This is a genomic window from Paenibacillus sp. VT-400, from assembly GCF_001029205.1.
Classification (GTDB): domain Bacteria; phylum Bacillota; class Bacilli; order Paenibacillales; family Paenibacillaceae; genus Paenibacillus; species Paenibacillus amylolyticus.
Genome location: NZ_LELF01000067.1, coordinates 2,663,865 through 2,680,518, shown reverse-complemented (window position 1 = coordinate 2,680,518; position 16,654 = coordinate 2,663,865). Strand labels below are relative to the sequence as shown.

The window sequence follows — 16,654 nt, the reverse complement described above, 5'->3', positions numbered from 1 at the left end:
ATTTGGAGATTTCCACAAACTACATTAAAGGATGGCGAGGAGACATGCAGACTGATAACAGATCGATCGTTATTCATCAGGTATCTAATTTAGAGACACCTGAAGAACTTTGGAATCCATATGCTTATTATGAGTACATGCTGGAGAATCATCCCATCTATTTTGACGAGAAGCAGCAAGTATGGAATCTGTATCGTTATGATGATGTCAATTCCGTTCTAACAGACTGGAAACGGTTCTCCAGTGTTCGTAAACGGAGTGTATCCCCGGTTCCACCGGTAGTTACCCGAGTGAACATCAATTCTGTTGATCCCCCTGTTCAACGTGATATTAGAAAGTTAGTCTCTAGTGCCTTCACCCCACGTCAGTTAAAAACCTGGGAGCCTCAAATCGCGGCTATCGTTGATGAGTTAATGCTTGAGATGAAGACGAAAGATGATGTGGACATTGTTCGAGACCTAGGGGTTCCACTTCCTGTTACTGTCATTGCCGATCTACTTGGGGTAGAGAGGCAACACCGGGCACAGATCAAAGCCTGGTCTGACATGTTATTTTTCCCCAATGCCACAGGTAATGAGCAGGAGCAGATGAATGCGAAGTATGCGGCTATGCAAGAATTTAACGAATTTTTGCTCCCCATTGTTCAGCAGAAGAGAAAGCATCCTGCCGAGGACATTATTTCCGATCTCACACTTGCCGAGCTGGATGGGGATCAACTAACCGATGAAGAGGTTGTTACCTTTAGCTTGGGCCTCCTTGCTGCTGGGAACGAAACAACGACTAACATGATAAACAGCCTGTTCTACAGTTTTATGTATGATCAACCCGGAATCTATCAGGATATTGCCGCAGATCCAGAACTGATAGAGAATACTGTTGAAGAATCGTTAAGGTATCGTTTTCCCACGACACTTGATCGTGTGGTAGTAGAGGATACAGACATCCTTGGCGTGCCTATGAAAAAAGGAGATGTTATATTAACCTGGCTGGGTGCAGCCAACAATGACCCTAGACATTTTCCCGAACCTTCCCGCTTTGATATCTACCGTCCCAACAGCAATCGTCATCTCTCGTTTGGCAAAGGACCTCACTTTTGTCTGGGCGCTCCATTAGCCAGGCTAGAGGGCCAACTGGTGCTGAGAGGGTTCACGAATCACTTTTCCAATATTACTGCAAAAATCAAATTTGAAGCGGCAAGCCAGCTCTACCCGGGTACACAGACTCTTCAAAACCTGTCAGCCATCGTAACAACCAAGCTTTTTTGAACTAATTTCATCAAATTAAAAGTGCCCTTACACACAAGCGATTGGCTGTGTGTAAGGACACTTAAATCTTGTTATGCCTTTCTTCTATCTTCAAGCTCTCTAATAATCGTTGGATATTCCTTGTCCAGCTTGTTTTTGTAAAGGAATACTACAAGAAGAATGAATACAACAATGGGGACGTATATATTCAACGCGATGATGGCCTGCTTTGCTCCTTCTCCTTGGGTTGTAGCTTGTTCGACATATCCTCCTAGCGCGAGGAACCATCCAATCATTGCTGTGCCAATGGCTGTGCCTACTTTTGAACCGAAACCGATGACACTATTCGTTAAACCAACAAGTCTTTTGTTAAATTTCCATTCGCCGTATTCAATCGTGTCTGTGACCATTGCTCCACCTACTGCCATTAGCGGAATTGTACCAAGCGTTTGGAAGATAGAACAGATCAGACCCAATGTAATGCTCTCGGGAGCGACTAACCGAACGGCTGCTCCGAGGAGTCCGATTAATATACCGCCGAGGGCTGTATTTCGCTTGCCATAACGTTTGATGAATGGTCCGGACAAGGCAAATCCGATAATAACCGGAATCAAACCAATAGCACCCATGATGCCGATCAGGCTTACATTGCCCCAAATATATTTGGCATAATAACTTCCTGCTGCCACGCCCAGAGCAAACAAAATGCTAGCGAGAGCCATTACGAAGAACATATATACCCAGTATTTATTGGCAAAGAGCAATTTCAGTCCTTCACGAATCGGCGTTTTATCCTGAAACATGCCAAGCTCATCCAATTGAACATTGTTGTACTTTTCCCTATTGGACAGGAATGAAATGAAAATCCCGATTGCTGCAACACCAGCAAAAATTGATGCGAGCAACGTCCAGTCACTTCTGCTATTGCCCATTGCTGTAACGATTGGAACAAATGCAACGGCAACAACCATACCTGCCAGATACCCGCTGCTTGAACGGATAATACCCATTAAGGAACGCTCGTAACTGTTACGCGTTGTTAACGCCATCAAACTGTTATATGGAATCGAGGTTGGAGTAAACACCAAAATGTAGAATACAAGATTCGTAATAATCGCATATATAATTTTGCCTGTAGAACTTATATCCGGCACGGAAAACATTAAGAATAATGAGATGAACATTGGAATGGTCATCCATAACAACCAGGGACGAGCTTGCCCATACTTGGTTTTGGTCCGATCCACCAGTACACCCATACCGATGTCTGCAAACGCATCCAAAACTTTGGTAAGCAGCATTACCGTACCGACTACAGCGGCAGACACGCCAACGACATCCGTATAATAATACGTGATCAAACCCAACAATCCACTTGAAATGTTTAACCCGAACTGTCCCATTGAATCGCCAATTAACTTTTTCGTTGGTATTTCCCGGGGTGGCTGAGTCGGCGTATTATCTACTTTAATATGCTGCTCATTCACTGCAACTCCCATAACACTCGCCTCCGTTACTCTTCATGTTGAATTTCTTTCCTCTTCTATACTTTCATTTTATGTCCTGGCACATATAACAGATATAGCGCATTGTTAAGATCAAATAACGCAATCCAAACAGAAGGTATTCCTGCTGTTTGAATGACAAAAAAACTGACTCAGGTATACTGAATCAGTTTTTGGTCCATATGTTTTATGCACGATCCTTATGAATAAAATGAACCGAAATAGATCAGGAATCGGCTTTAAAACCGCTAGAACCATGATCGAAAGACTTGCTGTTACTCCTTAAAGTGTCAACCCACCGTCTGCTACTATGATAGAGCCTGTCATATAACTGGAGCCGTCCGATGCCAGGAATGCTACGAGTTCAGCCAGCTCTTCCGGCTCCGCAAAACGCCCAATTCTCATATTTGGGAATTCTTCGGGCATATAATCGCTTTCTTGTAACATTTGCGGAACAGCTGCGGTCAGCGAAGTGGCTACACCCCCAGGGCAGATAGCATTTACCCGAATGCCCTTTCTGACGTACTCAATCGCTGCTGCTTTTGTCAATCCGGCAACACCGTGTTTACTCGCTGTATAAGCGGCCAGACTGTGCTCAGCTCGAAGCGCCGTGGTTGATGCTGTATTTATCACATGACCGTAACCTTGTTGAACCATCACGTTGAGAGCGTGCTTCATCCCCAGGAAGATCCCCTTCAAGTTGACGTCAATGATACGGGAGAAATTGTTCAGGGATGTTTCATGGAAAGGCTGGAACTTCTGAATGATTCCTGCATTGTTGAACGCGACATCGATTTTACCAAATGTTTCAATTGCTTTTTGAATATAGTTTTCTACATCCTCTTCCTTGGATACATCAGCTTGAACAAAGATGCCCTCGCCATCCTGCTCCTTCACAAGCGCAAGTGTCTCTTCCCCTGTTGTTACATTGTAATCCACCAGAACGAGCTTGGCTCCTCTCGATGCCATCAACACTGCACTAGCTCGGCCAATACCGCTACCAGCGCCTGTGATGGTAATCACTTTGCCTGCAAGCGAATCGGATTTGGTATTCACAGCTTTGCTCGCTTTAGGAGCCTCTGCAGATTCGAAGGTTACGTTAGCAAGATCCGCTTTCAGTGCGGACAAAATGTCTTCTGGCAGATCGACCTGTGGAACGGCTGCGAGTTGATCCAGCGTAAAATGGGAAGCCATTTTGAATGATGGCTCGTTAATGAATTCAGGTAGATGTTTGGTAAGCAATGTTGTTGCTTCATCATTATTCAATAGTTCCGAAATTTTAATGTTTTCATTGTAAGTTGTCATAGTTGTTTCCTCCAAATTTTATTTTGATAGTTTTACTATTATCTTGATATAAATACTATCATTTTGTGTCTTTTTTTGCAATTCGTCATTTTAATAGATTAGGAACGAGCCCGAAAATGGCTAAAGGACTTATTCTGTTTATGCTGTGTTGCCTCCAGTGTTATGTCACCGAAATAGTCTTTAGCCCATCGTTAAGCTGCTTCTGCTCTTCCTCGGTTAACAGGTTCCACGCCTGGAACGGGCTTAGGAAAAATATCACTCATCTCCTCCAGAATACAAGGATAACCAAGAATCATTGCATTAGGCCGAGTGGAACCCATCATCCTCAAAGCTGCAGCAAGATGGCCCCCTGCGGAGAAGCCGCATACCGCTACTTTTTGAGGATCAATTCTCCAGTCCGCACTGTTGGCCCGCTTGCGTGTCAACGCTTCCTCCGCATCGTTCAATGGTTTTGGAAATACAGCATGCTGATTGAGTGAATTTCACAGGATAAAGACTTGATAACCTTCAGCCAAAAATGCCATAGCAAACGGGTTCAGCTTCTCGATCAGAACAAGCTCTATATCCTCCACCTGGAAGCACAAGTACCGCTGGCCGCTTTTTGGTATTTGCCAGCTCGGGTGAAGAATCCAACAGGTAGAGTGGATTGACATGGCCAAAAGGATACTTCTATTGTAGATTTCAAGTGAGACGATCGACTATAACGCGATACAAAGATTGTGTAGCGTAATTCAAGCCCATTGCTAGTCAAAGACAAAGAAAAAACCGCGAAATCGCGGTTAAGTAGGGCTATCCTCTCGTATTATGATTATTGACCTTCCGTGTGATATCAAATGCATCCGGGTCAGCGAACTGATTCTCATCCCGGTTGACTGAGGAAAAGGAAACAAAGAGCATGTCGCCCTTACGGATGTGCTTGCCACCGAATTCGACATCCTCGGTAGCCCAGCGAATATTACTCACCTCAGCAGGCCATCGGTTTGAGATGATTTGCATTTAAAGAAACGTCATCGTGTTTCGTTTTCGTCGTATCTAGGAGCAATGATTTATTCTATACGATTTGAATGGTCTCCAGCTTGAGATCGAGCTGGTCAAGTTCTTCCTCTGGCGTACTGAACGAAGGATAGGTGGATAGATCACGCAAGCTTGCTTCCCCCATCGGGCCAATTGTCCCCGGGTCCAGCGAAGCCAGCACCGGTGAAAGCTCGTGCAGCATACTCCGGCTATGCTCGTTACGAAGCAGTACATTCAGAGGTGTACGGGTGCTTAACGTTTGTTTGTATGGCACGGATGGTACATAAATAAAATCATACGTGCCACTCACCACTTCGATGATCACTTCATCTTCAACCTGAACGACAATCAGGCCTGTATCCGAAAGTGTAATTCCGTTCATCATCACCTGATCAACCACGGCGCGTGGCAGCTTGATCGTTGCTGTTGCATTAAATGGAACAGAGAAGCTTAAATACAGCTTACCTGCTTCATCAAACCTCCATTCACTGCAATAAGTTCCTGCAGCGGTGTCAATGCGACCTTTAGTCCACTGGATTCTGAAATCAGGCATCGGTGCCAGCAGTGCATGGCGGAAGCCAGGTCGATCCTCTACTGGATTGATCCCCGCCATATGACGATACATCCATTCAACAACGGCACCATAGGCATAGTGATTAAGCGAGTTCATACCATTTTCACTGATTGTACCATCTGGCAAAATGGAGTTCCAACGCTCCCAGATTGTTGTTGCTCCCATATTGACCGCATACAGCCAGCTTGGGTAATCATCATTGAGCAGAAGCGTATAGGCGATATCATTGCTTCCATATGCTGATAGAACCCGGTTCAAATACGGCGTACCTACAAAGCCAGTTCTCAAGTGGTTCTGATCCTTGCGTACACGCAAGCGAATAGCTTCTGCAATCCGTGCTTTATGTTGCTCAGGAACGAGATCCATATACAACGCTATAGCGTATGCGGTCTGTGTATCTACTGCCAGACGTCCATTCGCAGTAAAGTATTCCTTCACAATTGCAGCTCTAACCTCTTGCGCCAACTGGTCATAGGATGCGGCAAGATCATGATGTCCAAGTACTTTGGCAGCCTTGGCTACGATATCTGAAGAATAGGCATAGTAGGCTGAGGCAATAAAGTAATTATCTGTTCCCCCCATTGGAGAGTTCGGATCATCCCCATCTAGCGCAAGCCAGTCACCAAAGTGAAAACCTATCGCCCATAAACGTGTACTACCGGATTCGTCATCCGAACGCTTGATGTAATCTACCCATGTCTTCATGCTGTCAAACTGCTGCTCCAGAATGGATGGGTCCCCGGAATGCAGATACGTGTTCCACGGAATAATGGTTGCCGCATCTCCCCAGGCGCTGGACCCTCCGCCCTGCACACGTCCAACCGGAATGACCATCGGAACCATACCGTTCCGATCCTCTTGTTCCATCCACAGATCATATCCATACTTGTTAAAAAAGGCATACGTATCCATATTGTAATTTGCTGTACCGGAGAATACCTGTGCATCCCCTGTCCAGCCCATGCGCTCATCGCGCTGTGGACAATCGGTAGGGGTATCTAGGAAGTTTCCCTTTTGCCCCCAGAGTGCATTTTCGAACAAACGATTCACGCCAGCATGACTGGTTTCTAAATACCCGGTACGTTCCATATCCGAGTAAACCACACAGCCTGTGAAGTCATTCAGATCCAGTTCGCCTGCCCAGCCTTCAACCTTAACATATCGGAAACCGTAAAATGTGAAATACGGACGCACAATAGCTTCTTCACCGTTTGCTGTATAGATGTACTCCGCCTTAGCCGAGCGAAGGTTCTCCCGGTAGAAATTGCCTTTCTGCAACAATTCGCCATATTGCAAATGGATGACCGTTCCGCTTGGTGCCGTAGTACGGAATTGCAGCCAGCCTACCATATTCTGGCCCATATCAATGACCGTTTCTCCCGCAGGCGTGGTCAAAATTTCGATCGGCTTCAAGGTTTCCTTGATCACGACCGGAAGACTTTTTCTTGCTTGTAAAAGCTCATACCCCATTTCACTTTCCCGAACTGGATAAATCTCAGTCACGTCCAGCGTGGCATCATAGATTTCTCCATCATAGATGTTACCATCCACCACATTCGAGCGGGTGGCATGCCAGGACAGATCTGAAGGGACAACAACTTCTGTTCCATCCGTATACGTAATCACCAGCTCGGACAGCAATGCAAAATGATCACCATACAAATTGGCAGTGGTATCTCCTTCAAAACCAAACCGTCCCTTATACCAGCCATTCCCCAAACGGACATCTATCGCGTTGGACCCTTCTTGCAGCAGGTCGGTAATATCGTAGGTTTGATACTGAAGCCATTTGTGATAGGCATTATAATGAGGGGCCAAGTACTCATCCCCAGCCTTGACTCCGTTTAGTTCCAATTCGTATACTCCCAAACCACAGATGTACGCCCGTGCTTTGGCGATGGGACCTTTGACTTCGAACGTTTTCTGGAGGACTGGATGAATCGTCGGTTCCAGTTCAGGTGTAATCCACTTTGCTGTCCATGGTTCATCCTGCTTCGCCGTTTCAAACCAGGCCGTTTCACTGGTCGCCTTTTCCCCAAGCTCATTCCATAATCGAACTCTCCAGAAGTAACGCGTCCGTGCAACCAGTTCCAGATCCGGTGAATACGCGAGCGAATCCATATCCTCTGTTATTCCGCTATCAAATACAAGCTCTGCAAAAGATTCATCCAGTGCAATTTCTACCTGTGCGGCGATCTGTGTTGTCGCTGTCGTATCCGTAACGGTATAAGAAAAGGTTGGCTTGGTTACCGCAAAACCGAGCGGATTAGTGATGTGATTTGTTTTCATATGAGTAATGTTCATCGATGAAACCTCCCCTTGTCGATTACCTTTCGGAACGTTTAACCATCCTGCTTTAAGGCCGAGTCTGCGCCGATTGGTACCATTCATTCACTTCTTCCGTGATTTTTCTTCCGCCTGAATCCATCCATTTTTTCACGAACTCATCAAAAATGGCGAGTGGCTCCTCTCCATAAATAATGGAGTTGAAGGTGTCCAGTTCCATTTTTTGCAAATAAGTGTTTCGAGCTTGCATTGTTTTTGTCGGGGGCCCCTGAAACAGATTGACTCGATCAATCTGCCGCTGCCTGGTCTCTACAACATTTGCCTTCATAATGGGATACTGCTTCTCATCCTTAGGGTCAATTCCCATACTGAACAAAATGGCGCGATCATGAGAGCTCAGCCCTTCTCGCTTGCCCATTTTCAGAAGAGCTGCTCTGAATCGGGAAGGGTAACTCGCATATTGTCCCATGAGGGTATATTTGAACGTTATCACTTTCCCCCCGGGAATATCGCGGCTGTCACTATCCACCGAACCATCCGGGTTCAGTACATAATCATATCCATTCTGATAGGCACTCAGATACAACGGATTATTCGTCACCGTAGCCTCATACAGATAGTTCTGATACTTAAAAAAAGCCTGCAAGGCTTCTTCAGAAATGTTTGCGCTGATCATTAAAGCCCCGCTGTAAGAGTTTCCTTTGAATCTCGCTGTGGTTCCGTCCATTCCTGCAGGAATCGGATAAGGCACAAACTCAGCCTTCGGATCCTTTTCATTAAGTTGTTGCAGCGGATAATCTCCAAACCAGCGTGGACCAGCTACCATGCCAACTTTGCCATCAAGGATATTTTTATTGACCTGATTGAAGTCCTGCAGAGCTATGTTATTGCTCACATATCCTTTTTTCTTCCAGTCTTGCAGTTTTGCCAGTGCGGTTTTGATCTGAGGCTGGATACTTCCGTACACGAGATTGCCCTGTACATTCTTGCTCCATATACTTGGAATCGCTCCATACGCACCAAATACCCAGGATATGTCTCCGATAGGCGAGGCCAGATACTGGTCCTTGATTGCAAAATCAATACCGTAGGTATTCTGTACGCCATCACCGTCTGGATCATCATAGGTAAAGGCCTTCATTACACTTTCCAGTTCGTCAAGATTGCTTGGTGCCTTCAGGTTCAGATAATCTAGCCAATCCTTGCGAATCCAAAGTACGGACTGCGAGGCTTGCTCCGTAATGATCGGAATCGCCATCCGTTTCCCGTCAATCTCAAAAGGCTTCCATGCTTCTGGCACTTCAGCCATAGCCGCTTTCCAAGTGGATGATGCATATCGATCAAAGGCTTGTCCAGCGTCCAACAGTTTGCCTGAGATCATAAATCCATTGACTGTGTCCATGACATTGGATGAGAACACGTCAGGTAACGTATTGTCAGCAGAGAGCATTAATCGAAGCTTCATATCATAGTCATCGACAGGAGCACTCCATTGGGTCCGAATATCCACGCCAAGCGTTTCTCTGGCCCAACGGATATGTACATTATCGGCAGCAGTTTCGCCATTTTTGTAGATGGTGGTTGGATCATTCATTTTGACTGTTGTTACGATCACACCTGTTTTTACAGGCATAGGCTCTTGTGCTTTACCACTGCATGCGGCGGTAAACAGAATCAAACAAGCAACAGAAAGAGACAGGTATATTTTGCTACTCATGTGCGAAATGCACTCCTTCATCTAATTCATCTTCATCATATCGTGCCAGTTATACAGTCGAAATAACGCTTTTTCAACATTAGATAATTCATTCTTAACCTTCATCTATATTACATTCCAAATCACTTGTATTTCATCCAATGCCAGCCTACAATAAGGTGAATTTACATCGTTGGCAGGAGGCGTTAAGGGTTGAAAAAGAAATACAGGACCTTTATGAACATAGTGGCCATCACGCTGATTATGCTTGTCGCCGTCCTGGTCATGTATACCTTCTCGGTTCAATCCAGTCTGGATACCGTTCAAAAGGATATTGAAACCAACAATCTCAATCGAGTGCAGTTTGTCGTTAACTCACTCGATCAGAGCATAAATCGGCTGAATATGTTATCCATCTCCATGGAAACGGACAATTCTATTGCACTGCTGCGATCCATTGACGTGATGAGTTCCTTTGAGCAGGTACAGTTGATTCAAAATGTTGCTGTGAGAGTCAATTTGCAAAGTTTGTCCGAGGGATGGAATAACAAAATATCGGTCTACTCGGTTCTGTTGAATCAATGGATCATTTCTTCGGAGTTAGATATGAAGACTCCCTCTGTAGATTCACTGAAATCAGGCTGGAACTATGATGCAGCTACAGCTAAATATTATAAATACAAGGTCAGTCCACAGATCATTATTCGGTTGGAGTTCCCGCGCAGCAATCTGGAGGATATAGTTGAGAACTCACATCAGAGCGAGAATGAGACGTTATTCTATAAACCGGACGAGCAATTGATTACTCGCAAAGAGGCTAATTCCATTACCCCTCTCATCATGAAGGAGCTAACCGGTCATCTACAACCATCCTCCGGTACAGAAACCGTTTCGGTTAACGGAGCCCAGTACATTGTCAATTATGTGTACTCTCATCAGCTCGGTTGGTATTTAATTGATTTTATGCCTCTTGATAAAGCGTTACAGCCTATACGAATGACCCAATTCTGGTTTTACTCTGCCTGTGTCATGCTGTTTATGGCGGGGGTCACGATTATTGTTGTTCTTTTCCGCAAGGTACAGATCCCCATACTTGCTCTGTTAAAAGGTGTTCGTCTTTTGAAGCATGGCGACTTCTCTTATCGTATTCAGCGGCAGAGCGGTAATGAATTTGATTACTTATATGGTCAATTCAACGACATGGCCGGACAGATTGAGGATTTGATTGAAAAGGTATACAAGGAAAAAATCGTAGCTCGTGAAGCGGTGCTGAAACAGCTACAAGCCCAGATTAATCCTCACTTTTTATATAATTGTCTCTTTTTCATTAATAATATGACAAGATTGGGCAATGAGGAAGCGGTTACTGCCATGACCCAGAACTTGGCTGAATATTTCAGGTACACCACACGCCTTGACGAGCCGATGACCTGTTTGGAAAAAGAGTTGGGTATCGTTCGCAATTACCTTGAGATACAGAGCTTACGCATGGACCGTCTCTCTTATCAGATTGAGCTACCGGACGAGCTAAGATCTGTCCCGATTCCCAAACTACTCATTCAGCCTTTGGTGGAAAACAGCATCATCCATGGCATAGAAGCCAAGTGGGATTCCGGTTCCATTCATATCACCGTTGAGCGCACGGAACACGGGCTCTGTATTGTGGTTGACGACGACGGGAAAGGCATGACGGAGGAAGAAATTAATGCACTTAAGGCCAGAATATCCGAGCCGCCTGTGGACACGATGGGATGTGCACTCTGGAATATTGCGGAGCGTCTGCGCATTCAGGACGCTACCCATTCGGGTATCCAGTTTGAACAGAGTCCCCTTGGAGGCATGCGTGTCCGATTAAACTGGTCGCTCGCCAATTGGCAGAATGAATCCTTACGTTGACAGAAAAGAGTCTAGTTTGATAGCATAGTTTGAGTTCATTCCAACAAGGAGGTTTTTACAATAGAACCCCGTCAAAGGCTTCAACAAGAGCGCAGTGACCTCAAAACAAGAAGACGAGCAGCTATAATTGAAGCAGCTAAAATTGCTTTTTTGAATAAAGGCTTCGAGCAAGCGACCATGCAGGATATTGCGGACGAGGCAGTACTAGGCGTGGCCACAATTTTTCGCTACTTTCCGCGGAAAGAGCAGCTTATTGTTGCTGTAGCTTCAGATATTGTTCAGTCCGAGGTTCTGGTATTCTCCGATATTATCAGAGGTGAAGGCACCTGCTACGACAAGCTTGGCCGCCTTTTCGACTCGTTAGTTTTTTTCCAGCAGGTAGAAAGCCAGCGAAGTTCCAAATTAATAGAAGCTTTTGAGTGTTACGTCGCAATGTCCAAGTCCCCGTTGGAGGATATCGAGATGTATCATTCTAACTACCAACAGATTATTATGCTTTGTGCAGAGCTGGCTGAGCTTGGTCAAAAGGATGGATCTGTTCGTAACGATGCTAATGTGGTTGAAACGATTAACACGATGATTAATGTCTTTGGCAACTTCTCCAAAAAAACAGCGATGCTCAATGGCATTGAAGCCTTCCAAACAAAAGTGGACGAAGCCGAGCAATTTAATATCCTTAAGAACATATTTTTGGATCATCTCAAGTCCTGAATAGCGGTTCCGATTTTAAGATATAACTGATAGCTGTGCTATGAGGACCGCTGTGAGATCAGATGGAGCAGCCCTCTCGATGATGTGTACATCCTGAATACATCTTATAACATCCTTAGATGGAAAACGCCTATAAGTCATGACTTATAGGCGTTTTTGAGCGTTTTATAGTTGAAGCAGAAGTTTGATTTTACTGACGAACAGCCGCATTTAATCCAGCAAGCAACTGGGAAAGAGTTTCCTCCGTGAAAGCCCCTCCCGTAAACGGAATCAACGAACGAAGCGGCATGTATTTCATGGTTGCCTGAATCATTTCGGAGGATATCGCATCGGATTGTGCCTCTTCCGTTCCCTCTGGAACCAGTCCCTGTAATTGACTCATGACAGCCATCGTTTTTGGATTGGCGAGCAGCTCACCCAGCGTTGTATTACGGTCAAAGGTAGGTACTGGCCCGGTTGTTGTGGACTCCACGTTGACCGTCTGTTGCAGGAGAATGGAACGAGAGGATGAGCCAATCAAAATATCATAGGAACCGCTCTCTACATGCCAGTCCTTCAAATCAACATTATAATAGGCAAAGCTGCGTTTATCCAGTGTGAAGGAAACGCTGCCCTCAGCGTCCGGCTCCAGTCCGATTTTGGCAAATCCCTTCAATTCCTTGTCCGGACGACTTACTACGGTTTGCTGATCCCGCACATACAATTGCACAACCTCTTGACCGTAACGAGTGCCTGTGTTTCGAATCGTAACAGTTACCGTAACCCGATCCGTATCCTTGAACTGTGTATCGTTCAGATTCAGACCGGTATATTCAAACTGTGTATAGCTCAATCCGTAACCAAACGGGAACAACGGTTCAATGCCCTTACGATCATAGTAACGATAACCAACATATATGCCTTCACGGTATTCCACACGATCTCCGTCCCCGGGGAAAAACAGAGCCGAAGGGTTATGATGCACCGATTGCGGGAACGTTTCCGCCAGCTTACCGCTTGGGTTTGTTTCTCCGAACAACAGATCCGCCATGGCTCCTCCAGTTGCCTGACCGCCCAGATAAGCCTCAAGTACTCCCTTCACATCATCAAGCCATGGCATCACAATCGGTGATCCATTGCTTAATACGACAACAAGGTTAGGCTGCTCTGAGGCAACGGCTTTGATTAGCGCCGATTGGTTAGCGGGGATGTCCATGTGAGACCGGTCATATCCTTCCGATTCATAGCGGTCAGGCAGACCAATGAACAGCACAGCGACTTCCGCTGCCTTGGCCGCCTCGACGGCTTCCTTCATCAATAGCGGGTCACTTTCATCTGAAGCAAGCTTGTAGCCCTCAGCATAAGTCACCGATGCATCCGCTTCAGCAAGTAAAACCATCTGTTCATAAGGGTTATCCAGTTGAGTAGGATGGATATGCGAACTGCCGCCGCCCTGATATCTGACCTTCTGACCTAGCTCTCCGATAACGGCAATGCGGCTATTCTTGCTCAGCGGAAGAATATCGTCCTCGTTTTTCAACAAAACCATTGTTTCTCCTGCTACCTCTCTGGCAATCTGATGATGCTGCTCAGAATCAAAGGTTGCTTCTGGACGTTTATGCTCTGCCGTCTTGAAAATAACAGCTAACAACCTCTCCACGGATTGATCAAGCTTTTCTTCGGATAACTCGCCGCCATTCACCGCCTCCACAATTTTACGTGGTCCTTCTCCGTTGGAAGAAGGCATTTCCAGTCCAAGTCCCGCGGCGATGCTGGCTGCGATCTCATTCACTGCGGACCAGTCTGTCACAACAAAGCCCTCATGTCCCCATTCTTTCTTCAGAATGGTATTCAACAAATATTCATTCTCCGACGCATACGTTCCATTCACTCTATTGTAAGAAGACATTACTGTCCATGGCTGCGCTTGCTTGACCGCCTTCTCAAACCCGGTAAGATAGATTTCTCTTAACGTCCGCTCGTCGACCACCGCATCGGTAGTCATTCGGCGATGCTCCTGATTGTTCACTGCAAAATGCTTAAGTGAGGTTCCCACACCCTGGCTTTGCACACCTGAAATATGAGATGCTGCCAGTTCACCCGTCAGGTAAGGGTCCTCTGAGAAATATTCGAAGTTGCGCCCGCATAACGGGGAACGCTTGATGTTCGCCCCTGGGCCGAGCAGAATGGCGACATCCTCCGCTTGCGCCTCTTTACCAATTGTTTCTCCGACAAGTTGAACGAGATCCCGGTTCCAGGAGCTGGCCAACCCAACCGCCGATGGAAAACAAGTGGAGGGAACACTTCCATTCAGTCCCAAATGGTCGGCATCACCTGCTTGCTTGCGTAATCCATGAGGACCATCAGTCATCATAATGGATGGAATATCCAAACGTTCTATAGCATGCGTTGTCCAAAAGCTGCTACCTGAGCATAGTGTTGCCTTTTCGTTTAAAGTTAACTGTTTCACGATTTGCTTGATATCACGATTCATCATCCAGACACTCCTTCATCTATCGGCAGGTATCCTTGACATGCAAAACGGTTATGTAAGGTCCCGCATAATATTGTTTTAGTTCTCTTTTTAATAATACTGTCTCGTTGAATGACATGAAATAGCGCTTTCTTAATGTGATATAACGCAATCTGAATACAAAGAAAGCTTTCATGCCTCGCAAGCCATATGCAGCGGTAATCCGCATAGGTATTTCTGAACATCTGTATCGTTTTCTTAAGATTTGAGGTGAGCCAAGGCGGCATCCATTGAAATGATAGTTCGGCCATCATACAATACAATAAGTGTTGTAACAGCTTGTCTATAGAGGGGGAATTAGCTTGTACGGTTTATTAATAGTGGATGACGAGAAATCGGTTGTTGATAGTCTCGCGCTGACAATTCCCTGGGAAGATTATGGCATCCAGGAAGTGCATAGAGCTTACTCGGCTGCGGAGGCTCTCGATATCGCTTCCAAATACGCTGTTGATATCATGATTACCGATATTCGTATGCCCGAGATGGATGGTTTGGAGCTTATTTTGGAGATTCGGCGATTCTCCAGTAAAATTAGATGTATTATTTTGTCTGGTCACGATGAGTTTGAATATGCCCAAAAAGCAATTCAGTATCAGGCTGCTAATTATCTGCTGAAGCCGATAAATACCGATGAGCTCATCCAAGCTGTAACAAAGGCTATCGCCAATATTGAGCACGAATGGGAACGCATCAGTTCATTTCAGCAAATTCAGCATGCTCTTCACGCCAATATGCCCTTGTTGCGCAATCAGCTGCTCAAGGAACTTCTTCAGAACAAAGCCATGAGCCATCAGATTTTGGCCGGGCGTCTCAGCATGCTGGAGATTCCCTTTGCGTCCTCTGACCCCTTTATTATGATGGTCATTCGGATGGAGGAAGAATTTTCCGGTTATGATCTTCGGTCATTATCCTTGCTCGAATATGCTGTAACCAATATAGCCGAAGAAGTGTTTCAGCATCCGTTCAAGCTGTGGCATTGCATTACAGAGCAGGGATATCTGGTATTTCTGATCAAAAACAGTGATCTGCATGCACTCGATTCAGTCGACTCCCACGCGGTCAGACTGCAAAACAATGTGCAAAAATTTTTAAAGGGAGCCATCTCCATTTGTCTGAGTAAAGAGCAATTCTTCCCTGACCACCTCTCCGATCTATATTTAGCCTCCGTGTCAGCCATCAATCGGAATGTGGGCAGCAACAAAAGCTATTTTATTACGCTGGACAAAAAGGATGCGGATTCCCATGAACAGCAAAACCTAATTAATTTGTATGAGCCACCCTTGCTCCCTAACTTGCTGGAATCAGGTAATTGGGATGAGGCCATAAGCAAAATTTCCAGAATTCTTTTCTTGAACGAAGTTGGCAAAGAACTGTCCCACGATCAATTGTTTACAGTACTACTCTACCTGTCTTCCACATTCTCGATTTCACTAAAATCGCAGGACACGACGGTTGAGGAAATGCTTGGGGAGGAGTTCGAATTTTTGCTTCGGAAAAAAAGCCAGTTATCCGGCCAACGCATATATAGCTGGGCAGAGAAAATGATTAATCAGCGACGCAAGCAGGCCTCCAATCAGCTGATGAATGCGCACGAACAAATTACGTCTAAAGTGAGAACATACATTCAGGAGCATTTGGCAGAAGGTATCTCCCTTCAGGTCATTGCCGATTATATCGGCCTGCACCCCGTTTACCTGTCCAAGGTGTACAAAACGGTCACTGGAGAAACGATTGGTGATTATTTGTACAGCTTACGTATGAACAGAGCATCTTACCTGTTATTGAACTCAGACCTCAAAATTGCAGATGTCAGCAAGGCGCTTGGTTTTTTGGCTCCGCCGCATTTTATAAAAATATTCAAAAAGCATTATGGTTGCACACCACAGGACTTTCGCACTCGTTAACGAAATG

The 16,654-nt window shown here is 45.5% G+C and carries 10 protein-coding genes and 1 pseudogene; 4 read left to right on the top strand and 7 right to left on the bottom strand.

Going from position 1 to position 16,654, the window contains the following annotated elements; genetic code table 11:
• Nucleotides 1-44: 44 nt before the first annotated feature.
• Entirely contained in the window at nt 45-1,265 is a 1,221-nt protein-coding gene (locus tag EL84_RS22370) for a cytochrome P450 (protein WP_047843172.1), read from the top strand.
• A gap of 71 nt (nt 1,266-1,336) precedes the next feature.
• On the opposite strand, the gene EL84_RS22365 is transcribed toward EL84_RS22370, so the two are convergent.
• The 6 genes and pseudogenes from EL84_RS22365 to EL84_RS22340 form a co-directional block, all read right to left on the bottom strand.
• Complete coding sequence (locus tag EL84_RS22365; RefSeq protein WP_053061566.1) at nt 1,337-2,743, bottom strand: MFS transporter; 1,407 nt, start codon at nt 2,741-2,743, stop codon at nt 1,337-1,339.
• Nucleotides 2,744-3,031: 288 nt separating this feature from the next.
• A complete protein-coding gene (locus tag EL84_RS22360; RefSeq protein WP_047844343.1) occupies nt 3,032-3,805 on the bottom strand; it encodes an SDR family NAD(P)-dependent oxidoreductase in 774 nt (257 codons plus the stop codon).
• A 440-nt stretch (nt 3,806-4,245) separates the two neighbouring features.
• Nucleotides 4,246-4,515 (bottom strand): annotated as a pseudogene (locus EL84_RS30935) (alpha/beta hydrolase); the annotation flags it as partial.
• Nucleotides 4,516-4,843: 328 nt separating this feature from the next.
• Entirely contained in the window at nt 4,844-5,050 is a 207-nt protein-coding gene (locus EL84_RS22350) for a cytochrome P450 (protein ID WP_047843171.1), read from the bottom strand.
• Between the two features lie 55 nt (nt 5,051-5,105).
• Nucleotides 5,106-7,946, bottom strand: coding sequence for an alpha-L-rhamnosidase (locus tag EL84_RS22345; protein WP_047843170.1), 2,841 nt, complete (start codon nt 7,944-7,946; stop codon nt 5,106-5,108).
• A gap of 52 nt (nt 7,947-7,998) precedes the next feature.
• Nucleotides 7,999-9,645: an extracellular solute-binding protein gene (locus EL84_RS22340; RefSeq protein ID WP_047843169.1), complete on the bottom strand. Its 1,647-nt coding sequence runs from the start codon at nt 9,643-9,645 to the stop codon at nt 7,999-8,001.
• A gap of 192 nt (nt 9,646-9,837) precedes the next feature.
• On the opposite strand from EL84_RS22340, the gene EL84_RS22335 reads away from it, so the two are divergent.
• Both EL84_RS22335 and EL84_RS22330 read left to right on the top strand, forming a co-directional pair.
• Nucleotides 9,838-11,520: a sensor histidine kinase gene (locus tag EL84_RS22335; protein ID WP_047843168.1), complete on the top strand. Its 1,683-nt coding sequence runs from the start codon at nt 9,838-9,840 to the stop codon at nt 11,518-11,520.
• 150 nt (nt 11,521-11,670) lie between these two features.
• The gene (locus tag EL84_RS22330) at nt 11,671-12,231 is read left to right on the top strand and encodes a TetR/AcrR family transcriptional regulator (RefSeq protein WP_053061564.1); all 561 of its coding nucleotides are present in this window, start codon (nt 11,671-11,673) and stop codon (nt 12,229-12,231) included.
• A 190-nt stretch (nt 12,232-12,421) separates the two neighbouring features.
• Here the strand turns inward: EL84_RS22330 and EL84_RS22325 are convergent, their stop codons facing one another.
• Nucleotides 12,422-14,704, bottom strand: coding sequence for a beta-glucosidase (locus EL84_RS22325; protein WP_047844342.1), 2,283 nt, complete (start codon nt 14,702-14,704; stop codon nt 12,422-12,424).
• 341 nt (nt 14,705-15,045) lie between these two features.
• Between EL84_RS22325 and EL84_RS22320 the strand changes: the two genes are divergently transcribed.
• Nucleotides 15,046-16,647 (top strand): response regulator transcription factor, encoded by a 1,602-nt coding sequence (locus EL84_RS22320; protein WP_047843166.1) that lies wholly within the window; start codon nt 15,046-15,048, stop codon nt 16,645-16,647.
• Nucleotides 16,648-16,654 lie beyond the last annotated feature (7 nt).